This is a genomic window from Brevundimonas sp., assembly GCF_036677305.1.
Classification (GTDB): Bacteria; Pseudomonadota; Alphaproteobacteria; order Caulobacterales; family Caulobacteraceae; genus Brevundimonas.
On the sequence record NZ_JAKFEB010000096.1, the window covers coordinates 1 to 11,089 of the forward strand.

Below are 11,089 nucleotides of genomic sequence, written 5' to 3' on the forward strand. Positions count from 1 at the left end.
CGCCACGCCGAATTCCTCGTCCAGGGTGATGTCGTAGCGGTCGGCGTTCATCACCTTGGTCCAGGCGGCGACGAAGTCCTTCACGAACTTCTGGCCCGCGTCGGCCGAGGCGTAGACCTCCGACAGAGCCCGCAGCTGCGAGTTGGAGCCGAACACCAGGTCGGTGCGCGTCGCCGTCCACAGCCGCTCGCCGGTGATCCGGTCCGTGCCGACGAAGGTCTCGTCGCCGCTATCGTCGACCTCCTTCCACGCCGTGCGCATGTCCAGCAGGTTGACGAAGAAGTCGTTGGTCAGCTGGCCCGGGCGATCGGTGAAGACCCCGTGCTTCGACGCGCCGTGGTTGGCGCCCAGAACACGCAGCCCGCCGACCAGCACCGTCATCTCCGGCGCCGTCAGGCCCAGCAGCTGGGCCCGGTCGACCAGCAGCTCCTCGGTCGGCACGTTGAACCGCACCGACAGATAGTTGCGGAAGCCGTCGGCCTTGGGCTCCAGAACCGCAAAGCCCTCGACGTCGGTCTGGTCCTGCGAGGCGTCGGTGCGGCCCGGCGTGAAGGGGACCTCGATCGACTGACCGGCCGCCTTCGCCGCCTGTTCGACCCCGACCGAACCGCCCAGCACGATCAGGTCGGCGATGGAGACATTGGTCCCGGACGCCGCCCGGATGTCCTCATAGACCTTCAGCACCCGCGCCAGCTTCTCCGGCTCGTTGACGTCCCAGCTGCGCTGCGGCTCCAGCCGCAGCCGGCCGCCGTTGGCGCCGCCGCGATGGTCCGAGCCGCGATAGGTCACGGCCGCGGCCCAGGCCGTCCGGACCAGGTCGGCGACCGACAGCCCCGACCCGGCGATCGCCTGCTTCAGGGTCCTGATGTCGGCGGCGCCGATCACCGGTCCCGTGCGCCTCGGGATCGGGTCCTGCCAGATCAGGTCCTCGGCCGGGACTTCCGGTCCGAGGTAGCGGACCTTCGGCCCCATGTCGCGGTGGCACAGCTTGAACCAGGCGCGGGCGAAGGCGTCGGCGAAATAGTCCGGATCGGCCCGGAATTTCTCCATGATCGCGCGGTATCCGGGATCGACCTTCAGCGCCATGTCGGCGGTGGTCATCATGGTCGGGACCTTGCGCTGCGGACTGTGCGCGCCCGGCGCCAGCGTCTCGTCCGGATTGCCGACCGGCTGCCACTGCTTGGCTCCCGCCGGGCTGCGCACCAGCTCGTAGTCGTGGTCCAGGAGCATGTCGAAGAAGGTCATGTCCCACTTCGTCGGCGTCGGCGTCCAGGCGCCTTCCAGTCCCGAGGTGATGGTGTGGTCGCCCATGCCGCTTTCATGGCCGGACTGCCAGCCCAGACCCTGCTGGGCGATGTCGGACCCTTCCGGCGCCGCGCCGACCTTGGAGGCGTCGCCCGCCCCGTGCGCCTTGCCGAAGGTGTGGCCGCCCGCCGTCAGGGCCGCCGTCTCCTCGTCGTTCATCCCCATGCGGCTGAAGGTCTCGCGCATGTCCCGCGCCGACTTCAGTGCGTCTGCGCTGCCCGCCGGCCCTTCGGGATTGACGTAGATCAGCCCCATCTGGATCGCCGCCAGCGGGCTCTCCAGCGCCTTGCCCGCCTCCTCGTCGATGCGGGTGGCGCCCAGCCACTCCTCCTCGGTGCCCCAGTAGACGTCCTTCTCGGGCTCCCACACGTCGGCCCGGCCGCCGCCGAAGCCGAACACCGGACCGCCCATGCTCTCGATGGCGACATTGCCGGCCAGGATCATCAGATCGGCCCACGACAGGTTCGCCCCGTATTTCTGCTTGATCGGCCACAGCAGGCGCCGCGCCTTGTCGAGGTTGCCGTTGTCCGGCCAGCTGTTCAGCGGCGCGAACCTCTGCTGCCCCGCATTGGCCCCGCCGCGCCCGTCGCCGGTGCGATAGGTGCCCGCCGAGTGCCAGGCCATGCGGATGAAGAACGGCCCGTAGTGGCCATAGTCCGCCGGCCACCAGGGCTGGCTGTCGGTCATCAGCGCCGTCAGGTCGCGTTTGACCGCGGCGTAGTCCAGTTTCTTGAAGGCTTCCGCATAGTTGAAGCCGTCGCCCATCGGATCGCCCGACCGGCCCTGCTGATGCAGGATGTCCATGGTCAGGTGGTTGGGCCACCAGTCGCGATTGTTTCGCCCCAGCAGGGTCCGCAGCGCCGCGGGCTCCTTCTTCGGATCGTTCAGGGGAGTGGGGCCGCCGGCTTGTCCGTCCATGATTTCCTCCTGCGTCTGGGCGCGATTGGAAGGAGCCTAGGCCTGCGTTATCGGGAAGGAAAATCGATAAACTTTGTTGTCAGGAACAGCTGAAGTTATAGGCTGCTTTCCGCCATCCACCGCATCCGGCAGGCCATCATCGCCGTCTCGCCCAGCCGGTCGACCAGCCGCCAGTTGACCACCGCCCCGATCGGCGCGCCGACGACGGGGATCAGCTGGGCCAGCTTGGCCAGGTCGATATAGTCCCGGTACTCGATCTGGAATTTCCGCCAGTCGTACTCGGTGATCGCCTCGGGCTGATCCACGCCGGCGATCCAGCGCTCCAGCTCGGCCAGGGCCTCCGGCCGCCGCTTCGCGCTGGCGAAGGCCAGATGGAAGATGTGCAGCACGAACAGCCGCTCGCGCACCGTATCGCCGCCCCAGCCATAGGCGCCGACGACATCGCCCAGCATCCGCACCTTGATCGCCATCAGGGCCGGAAAGTCCGCCGCGGCCAGCACGAAGCCGCCCGCCCCGGCGACGCCGCCCTCGACGCTGGCCGTGGTGCGATACGTCCTGATCATCGCCCGCGCCCGCAGCTCCCGCGCCGCCAGCGATCCCTCGGCCCGCGGCCGGGTCTGGATCAGGTCCGAGCCGAACAATATCCCCTTGGTCATCGCCTCGACGCCGGCGGTGATGATCGCATGCACCCGCTCGGGGATGACCTTGTTGATCCGCTCCTGCGTCCCGCGCGTGGCCCGGTCCCACAGCCCCGGCCGCTTCAGCACCTTCGCCCGCCACGCCGCGACCTCGGCGCGCACCGTCGTCTCGTCCAGGACCGTGATCAGGTCGGCGGGCGTGTCCTCGGCGGCGATGATTTCGGGCAGGCTGGCCATGACGGCTCCGGGTGACGCGGCGTCACGGTTGCAGGGGAAAGCGCGCGGGTCTAGACCGCCGCCAACCCTTTTCCTCCCCCACTCTAGCAGCCGGCCTCAAGTAGCGCGAAGCGCGACGGGCCCCAACAAAACGGCCTCAAGCAGCGCGAAGCGCGGTAGGCCAAACAAGAGAGAGAACCATATGGCTCGCGCGAAGATCGCCCTTATCGGCGCCGGCATGATCGGCGGCACCCTGGCCCACGTGGCGGCGCGTGAAGCGCTGGGCGACGTCATCCTGTTCGACATCGCCGAGGGCACCCCCCAGGGCAAGGCGCTGGACATCGCCGAGGCCACCGCCGTCATCGGCGCGGACGTCTCGCTGAAGGGCGCCAACGACTACGCCGACATCGCGGGCGCCGACGTCTGCATCGTCACCGCCGGCGTGCCGCGCAAGCCGGGCATGAGCCGCGACGACCTGATCGGCATCAATCTGAAGGTCATGAAGGCCGTCGGCGAGGGCATCAAACAGCACGCCCCGAACGCCTTCGTCATCTGCATCACCAACCCGCTGGACGCCATGGTCTGGGCCCTGCAGAAATTCTCGGGCCTGCCCAAGGAGAAGGTCGTCGGCATGGCCGGCGTGCTCGACTCGGCCCGCTTTGCGTATTTCCTCGCCGAGAAGACCGGCGTCTCGGTGCAGGACATCCACGCCTGGACCCTGGGCGGCCACGGCGACGACATGGTGCCGATGGTGCGCCACTCGACCATCGGCGGCCTGCCCCTGCCCGACGCGGTCAAGGCCGGCTTCCTGTCGCAGGCCGAACTGGACGCCATCGTCGACCGCACCCGCAAGGGCGGCGGCGAGATCGTCGCCCTGCTCAAGACCGGCTCGGCCTTCTACGCCCCGGCTGAATCGGCCATCGCCATGGCCAGGTCCTACCTGCTGGACCAGAAGCGCGTCCTGCCCTGCGCCGTCTGGCTGTCGGGCGAGTACGGCCTGAAAGACCTCTACGTCGGCGTCCCCGCCATGATCGGCGCCGCCGGCGTCGAGAAGGTGGTCGAGTTCACCACCAACGACGACGAAAAGGCCATGTTCGCCAAGTCGGTCGAGTCGGTGAACGGCCTGATCCAGGCCTGCAAGGACATCGACGGCAGCCTCGCCTAGGGCCTCACGCCCGCGACAACAGAAAAGGCCCCGGAGCGATCCGGGGCCTTTTTCGTCTGCGCCGCGCCGTGGATCAGCCGCTGAACGCGCCCGCCCGCCGTGAACGCCGGAAAAGACGCCCGGAGGTCATCCGCGCCGCCTCCCGACTCGTACAGGTCATCGTCGCGGCTCTCCAACCGCTCGTTGTACTTCGGTCAGGACCTTTCCAGATGACGTCAACCCTGCTTCGGGTCTCCCTGTGCGCGGGCGCCGCCCTGTCGCTCGCCGCCTGCCAGACGGCGCCCGTCGGCGACGCCGGCTTCCTCACCACCTATGACGGCCTGAAGACCAAGCCCGGCACGCTCCGGGTCGCGGTGCGCGACCGGCGCGACGAGGCCGCGTCCGCAGGCATCGATCGCATCGTCATCGAGCCGGCCCAACTGGTCGCCGGCGCCGCCGAGGGTCTCGCGCCGGCCGACGTCGCCCTGGTGCTGGGCGAGGTGGACCGGCAGGTCTGCTACGAACTGAGCGAACGCTTCACCGTCCTGCCCGCCGGCGACACGGACGCCGCCCGGGTGCGCGTCGCCATCACGCGGATCACCCCGACCGAGCCCGTGTCCTCGGGCGCCGCCGCCGTCGCCAACGCCTTCATTCCCGGTCCGCTCGGCGTGCGCGTGCCCGGCTCGACCGGCGCCCTCGCCGCCGAGGCCGAGCTCATCGCGGCCGCGGGCGTTCAGGCGGCGGCGGTCGCATGGGCGCGGTCCGCGAACGTGGTCGGCATGGACACCCCCTCGCTGTCCCGCGTCGGCGACGCCCTGCAGTTCGCTGAGGTGTTCGGCGATCAGGTCGGCGACAGCTTCGCCCCCAAGGACCGGACGGTCCGTCCGATCTCCGACCCGGACCCCTGCGCCCGGTTCGGCCCCCGCGACCAGGGCGCCGGCTTCCTCGTCCGGCTGGTCACCGGCCTCTACGTGCCGGAAGTGCAGGGCGTCCGGCCGCAGGAATAGGCGGCCGCGATAGCGCGGACCGCGCCGCAGCGACGAAGGCCCCGGATCGCTCCGGGGCCCTTTTTCAGTCCCCGGGTTCGCCCGCCGGTTCGGGAGCGGTCTCGACCGTGAGCGGTTCGGGCTGGTCCAGGAGGGCGGGACCGTCGTCCTGGACGAGGAAATACGTCCACAGATAGAGCGTCCGCTCCTGCGTCAGCCCGCTCCGACAGTCCTGTTCGAGATAGCGGGACGCATCCCTGGCCAGGCCGCAGGCCGCGTCGGCATAGGCTTCCCACTGCGTCTGGCTCTCCGCCAGGGTCGCGGCGAAATCCTCCCCGGACTCCGATTTGCGGCCCTCAAGCGTCGCGCTCGCCGCCGCCAGATATCGGTCCATTCGCGCCGTCTCTGCGTTCAGCAGCATTTCGATGCAGGCGCTGACGTCCAGCCCGCTCATGGGGTTGGCGCAGCGATTGGCGGGATCGTTGTAGTCCTGGCCGGAGAGCAGGGCGGCGATGAGAAGCGTGATCATTCGCCGACGCTAGCACGCCGAACGCCGGTCGCCGGATTTATTGCGCCGCCGGAGCCGGACCCGCCGCCTGCGCCAGACTCTGGGCGAACTGGCGCAGCATCTGCAGCCAGATCACGGTCGGCTCCTGCAGATGCTCCGTGCCCACACCCGTCAGCACCACGTCGTACTGGGCGATGGCGCCGGCCGCATCGGGCGTCGCGCCGGGCACGAAGAAGGCCTTCAGATAGCGGTTGTTGCGGTTCCATTCATTGATCTGGTCGGCCGTGATCGGCCCCGAGAAGACGGCGCTGAACTGCACGTCGTCGCACAGGTTGCCCGCCGCGCAGTTGTAGAAGGTCAGGGTCCACGGCAGCGGCTGGTCCGCGACGGTCAGGACCTGGGCCCCTTCGGCCGCCGTCGGCTCGGCCACCGAACCGCCCAGTCCGATCAGCCAGGTCCGGGCGTCGGCGACGACCACCCCCTTGGTGGTGACCGGCGCCGCGGGAGTCTGGGCCAGGGCCGGCGAGGCGGCGCCGAGGGCGAGGACGGCGAACAGGACGGGCAGGCGCATGAAGCTCTCCAGGACGGTCACGATCTGTGGACCCCATGATGGCTGGGCGTCCCCAGCGGAATTGTGGCGGCCACCTTACGACGTTCTTTCGCGCGCCAGCCACTCCGCGCCCGACATTTCGTTGAGGCGCGACACCGTCCGCTCGAATTCGAAGGCGCCGACGCCCTTCCGGTACAGGGCCCCGGGCGCCGCCTCGGCCAGGACGACCAGCCGCGTCCCCGCTTCATACAGGGCGTCGATCAGGGTCACGAACCGCCGCGCCTCATGATGGTTGGCCGGCCCCAGCACGGGCACGTCCTCGACGAACAGGGTGTGGAACCGCTCGGCGATCGCCAGATAGTCCTGCGGCCCCAGCGCCGTCCCGCACAGTTGGGCGAAGGTCGCGCGCGCCAGCCCGCCGTCGGTGCGCTCGATGACGACGTCGCGGCCCTGCACCTTCAGATGCGCCGGACATTCCTGCTGGTCGCCCTTCAGGTCGGACCACAGCGCCTCGAACGCGGCGCGGCAGGCCGCATCGGAAGGCGAGAACCAGACCTTGTCCCCCATCAGCCGGTCCAGCCGCCAGTCGTGCGTGCCGGAGACGCTGACGACGACGCATTTCTCCTCGATCAGGTCGATGAAGGGGACGAACAGTTCGCGGTTGATCCCGTTCAGATACAGCTGGTCCGGCGCCCGGTTCGACGTCACCGCCAGAACCACATTCTGCTCGAACAGCGCCTCGAACAGCCGGCCCAGGATCAGGGCGTCGGCGATGTCGGTGACCTGCAGCTCGTCGAAACACAGCAGCCGCGCCTCGGATGCGATCAGCTCGGCCACCGGTCTGATGGGGTCGTCTCCCTTCGACTGGCCGAACACCTTCCTGCGCGTCTTCGCATCGCCCTTGCGCCACTGGCCGATCAGGTCGTGCACCCGGGCCATGAAGGCGTGAAAATGGGCCCGCGTCTTCCGCGGCTCGGGCGCGCAGGCGAAGAACAGGTCCATCAGGATGGACTTGCCCCGCCCCGGCGGCCCCCACAGATAGACGCCCCGCACCTCGTTCTGGCCGAACAGCCCGCCCAGCGGAGCCTTTTTCCGCAGGTCCTTCTCCAGCCGCGACAGGGCGTCGACGACCACGACCTGCGACGGATCGGGCGTCAGCCGGCCGTCGGCCAAACGACGGTCATAAGCGGTGCGTATGCGTGAGGGCATCGTTCTCGGGCTTAGCCGGGCCGGCTCCCGCTGAAAAGCGATTGCTTCGCGCCCGCGAAAGCCCACATAGACGCCACGCTCCGGCACGCCGGGGACCAACACCACCCTGCGCTCAAGCAGCGAGGCTCCGCGAGCCGAGCGATAGCGCGTCCGAAGGACACCACCATGGGCTACAAAGTCGCCGTCGTAGGCGCCACCGGCAACGTCGGCCGGGAAATGCTGAACATCCTCGAGGAACTGAACTTCCCGGTCGAGGAAATGCACGCCGTCGCCTCGCGCAAGTCCAAGGGCGTCGAGGTGTCCTGGGGCGACAGGACCCTCAAATGCGAGGACATCGAGCTGTTCGATTTCTCGAAGGTCGACCTGGTGCTGATGAGCGCCGGCGGCGACGCCTCGCGCCTGTGGTCCGAGAAGATCGGCGCGGCCGGCCCCATGGTCATCGACAATTCGTCCGCCTTCCGCATGGACCCGGACGTGCCGCTGATCGTGCCGGAAGTGAACCCCGACGCCATCAAGCTGGCGTCGAAGAAGAACATCATCGCCAACCCCAACTGCTCGACCGCCCAGCTGGTCGTGGCCCTCAAGCCCCTGCATGACGCGGCGAAGATCAAACGCGCCGTGGTCTCGACCTATCAATCGGTCTCGGGCGCCGGCAAGGCGGGCATGGACGAGCTGTGGAACCAGACCAAGGCCATCTACGGCCTGGGCGACGCCCGTCCCAAGCTGTTCCCGAAACAGATCGCCTTCAACGTCATCCCCTTCATCGGGTCCTTCCTCGACGACGGCTACACCGACGAGGAAGCCAAGATGTGGAAGGAGACGCACAAGATCCTCGATCCCGGCATCAAGCTGACCGTCACCTGCGTGCGCGTGCCCGTCTTCGTCGGCCACTCCGAGTCCGTGAACCTCGAGTTCGACCGTCCCATCTCGCCCGACGAGGCCCGCGCCATCCTGCGCGACGCCCCCGGCGTCATGGTCATCGATAAGCAGGAGCACGACGGCTACATCACCCCCGTCGACGCCGCCGGCGAACACGCCGTCTATGTCTCGCGCATCCGCAAGGACCCGACCGTCGAGCACGGCCTGTCGCTGTGGATCGTCTCCGACAACCTGCGCAAGGGCGCGGCCCTGAACGCCGTCCAGATCGCCCAGCTGCTGGACGAAACGGGCATGATCAGGCCGTCGTCCGGGTATCGAAGCATCACCGTCTGAACCCTGCCTCCCCCTATCTCACCGTCATTCCGGACAGGCCGAAGGCCTGATCCGGAACCCAGGACCGCATCCGCCCTCCTGGGTTCCGGGTTCCGCTTCGCGGCCCCGGAATGACGGTTCAGGAAGCCGCCATGGCGCCCACCCCCTCCGCTCCGTCCGCCCCCCGCGCCGCCCTGCTCTCCGCCTTCGGCTGCTATGTCATGTGGGGCTTCATGCCCCTGCTGTTCATGGGCCAGCACGCGGTCGGCTTCGACGCCTTCGAGATCCTCGCCCACCGCGCCCTGTGGGCCGTGGCGGTGGCGGGCCTGCTGGTCGTGCTGGCCGGTCAGGGCGGTCAGGTGCGCGCCGTCTTCGCCTCGCCGAAGACGCTGGGTTGGCTGACGGTCTCCACCCTGCTGATCGGGGTCAACTGGGGCCTCTACGTCTGGGCCACCACCCATGAGGCGACGCTGGAGGCCAGCCTCGGCTACTACATCAACCCGCTGCTCAACATGGTCGTGGGCCTGTGGCTGTTCCGCGAGAAGATCGACAAATGGGGCTGGGTCGCCATCGGCCTGGCCGCCGTCGGCGTCGCCTTCCAGACCGCGGCCCTGGGCCGCCCGCCGTGGATCTCCATCGTCCTGGCCCTCAGCTTCGCCAGCTATGGCGTGATCCGCAAACGCGCGCCCGTCGACGCCCAGGCCGGCCTGCTGGTCGAATGCCTGCTGCTGGTCCCGTTCGGCCTCGCCTGGGTGCTGTGGCTGCAGCACACGGGCGCGGGCGTGGCCTTCGACAGCCCGGGCAACACCCTGTGGGCCCTCGCCAACGGCCCGGCCACCGTCCTGCCGCTGGCCCTGTTCGCCTGGTCGGCGCGGCGCCTGCCGCTGTCGACCATCGGCTTCATCCAGTTCCTCGCCCCCACGCTCCAGTTCGCCGTCGGCGTCTGGGCCGGCGAGGCCCTGACGCCGCTGCGCGTCATCAGCTTCGTCTTCATCTGGGGCGGCGCCGGCGTCTTCGCGGCCGCCGCCTTCTTCCGCCACCGCGCGGCGCGCGAGGCCCTGAAGCGGTCGGCGGAACCGGCGTAACCTTCCATCCCGTCATCCTCGGGCTTGACCCGAGGATCAGACCGTCCGGTGCGCCGTCGAAGGTCATGCGATTACGTTCGCGGGGCCGCCTCCGCCCTACCGCATGGCCCAACGTCTGATCCTCGGGTCAAGCCCGAGGATGACGGCCGGACATGGCTCAAAGTCCCTCGTACAACGCCCCGATCAACCGTTGCGCCCGCGGGTCCCCGACCAGATAGGGCGACTGCCGCGTCATCACATAGGCCCCCGACACCCCGGCGTCCGCATCGGCGAAGGCGCAGCTGCCGCCCCAGCCGCAATGGCCCACCGCCGTCGGATTGGGCCCGAAGATGTGCAGACCCTCGTTGCGCATCAGCCCCGCCGCCCAGCTGACGTCGAACGGCACGACCTTGTCCCGGCCGTGGATCCGCTCGCGCAGCATCTGCGCCCGCACGCCCGGGGACAGAACGGTCCGGCCGTCCAGTTCGCCGCCGTTCGCCAGCACCCCCATGATCCGCGCCAGATCCAGCGCCGTCCCGTGCAGGTTGGCCGAGGGCATCTCCATCGTCCGCCACTCGGTCGAGCCGCGTCCGCCCGGCGCCGACCCCTTGTCGAGGAAGGCCGAGGTCTTGATCGCGTCTATGGTTCCCAGGTCGGGCGCCGAGGCGGGCTTGCGCAGCGCCGCCACCCGGCCATGCTCGGCCTCGGGCAGGCCGATCCACAGATCGAGGCCGAACGGCCCGGCGAAATCCTCGCGCAACGCCGTCCCCATGCTGCGCCCGTCGACCAGCCGGAACAGCTCGCCCGCCAGGAAGCCGATCGTGATCGGATGATAGCCCGACGCCGTCCCCGGCGGCCACATCGGCGCCTGGGCCGTCAGCCGCTCCAGCACCGCCTCGCGGTCGAACCAGATGGCCGGGTCGACCGTCTCCGAAAAGCCCGGCAGCCCCGCCTGATGGCTCATCATCTGGCCGACGGTGACCGCTTCCTTGCCCGCCTGGCCGAACGCCGGCCAGTAGCTCGCCACCGGCCGCTCGTAATCCAGCAGCCCCCGCTCGACGCAGGTCGCGATCAGCAGCGACATCACCGCCTTGCCGGTCGAGAACACCGGCGTCAGCGTGCGTTCGTCATACGCAACCGTCTTCGCCGAATCCGCCCATCCGGCCCACAGGTCGACCACCGTCTCGCCGCCGACGCAGACGCTGAACCGCGCCGCCTGTTCGTTCAGCCCCTCGGGCGCGTCGGTGAAATTGGCGGCGAAGGCGTCCTTCACGGCGGCGAGGCGCGGCGGGCAGACGCCGTGGATGTCGGGGAGGGTGGTCATGCGAATGTCCTACCGGCCCCGGACCGGCCCGTCACC

Annotated in this window: 10 protein-coding genes; 4 read left to right on the forward strand and 6 right to left on the reverse strand. The window is 69.2% G+C overall.

Annotation, left to right across the window (positions count from 1 at the left end; translation table 11 throughout):
- Both katG and V6M42_RS05885 read right to left on the reverse strand, forming a co-directional pair.
- Window positions 1–2,223, reverse strand: a 2,223-nt coding sequence (katG, locus tag V6M42_RS05880; RefSeq protein ID WP_332677784.1) for a catalase/peroxidase HPI, incomplete at its 3' end; no start/stop codon positions are given.
- A gap of 95 nt (window positions 2,224–2,318) precedes the next feature.
- Window positions 2,319–3,098 (reverse strand): EcsC family protein, encoded by a 780-nt coding sequence (locus V6M42_RS05885; RefSeq protein ID WP_332677786.1) that lies wholly within the window; start codon window positions 3,096–3,098, stop codon window positions 2,319–2,321.
- Window positions 3,099–3,279: 181 nt separating this feature from the next.
- On the opposite strand from V6M42_RS05885, the gene mdh reads away from it, so the two are divergent.
- Window positions 3,280–4,242, forward strand: a complete 963-nt coding sequence (mdh, locus tag V6M42_RS05890; RefSeq protein WP_332677788.1) for a malate dehydrogenase — start codon at window positions 3,280–3,282, stop codon at window positions 4,240–4,242.
- Between the two features lie 209 nt (window positions 4,243–4,451).
- A complete protein-coding gene (locus tag V6M42_RS05895) occupies window positions 4,452–5,228 on the forward strand; it encodes a DUF3313 family protein (protein WP_332659883.1) in 777 nt (258 codons plus the stop codon).
- Window positions 5,229–5,292: 64 nt separating this feature from the next.
- Here V6M42_RS05895 and V6M42_RS05900 read toward each other — a convergent pair whose 3' ends face one another.
- The 3 genes from V6M42_RS05900 to zapE form a co-directional block, all read right to left on the reverse strand.
- Window positions 5,293–5,736 carry a lysozyme inhibitor LprI family protein gene (locus V6M42_RS05900; protein ID WP_332659885.1) on the reverse strand — a complete coding sequence of 148 codons (444 nt, stop codon included), beginning with the start codon at window positions 5,734–5,736 and terminating at the stop codon, window positions 5,293–5,295.
- Between the two features lie 37 nt (window positions 5,737–5,773).
- Window positions 5,774–6,286, reverse strand: coding sequence for a YbjN domain-containing protein (locus tag V6M42_RS05905; protein ID WP_332677791.1), 513 nt, complete (start codon window positions 6,284–6,286; stop codon window positions 5,774–5,776).
- A 75-nt stretch (window positions 6,287–6,361) separates the two neighbouring features.
- Window positions 6,362–7,474, reverse strand: a complete 1,113-nt coding sequence (gene zapE, locus V6M42_RS05910) for a cell division protein ZapE (protein WP_332677793.1) — start codon at window positions 7,472–7,474, stop codon at window positions 6,362–6,364.
- A 165-nt stretch (window positions 7,475–7,639) separates the two neighbouring features.
- Here zapE and V6M42_RS05915 point away from each other — a divergent pair, with 165 nt between their 5' ends.
- Together V6M42_RS05915 and rarD are read left to right on the forward strand one after the other, a co-directional pair.
- The gene (locus tag V6M42_RS05915) at window positions 7,640–8,686 is read left to right on the forward strand and encodes an aspartate-semialdehyde dehydrogenase (protein ID WP_332677795.1); all 1,047 of its coding nucleotides are present in this window, start codon (window positions 7,640–7,642) and stop codon (window positions 8,684–8,686) included.
- A gap of 131 nt (window positions 8,687–8,817) precedes the next feature.
- Entirely contained in the window at window positions 8,818–9,750 is a 933-nt protein-coding gene (gene rarD / locus V6M42_RS05920; protein WP_332677797.1) for an EamA family transporter RarD, read from the forward strand.
- Window positions 9,751–9,907: 157 nt separating this feature from the next.
- On the opposite strand, the gene V6M42_RS05925 is transcribed toward rarD, so the two are convergent.
- On the reverse strand, window positions 9,908–11,053 hold the full coding sequence (locus V6M42_RS05925) for a serine hydrolase domain-containing protein (RefSeq protein ID WP_332677799.1): 1,146 nt from the start codon (window positions 11,051–11,053) through the stop codon (window positions 9,908–9,910).
- Between the last annotated feature and the right edge of the window lie 36 nt (window positions 11,054–11,089).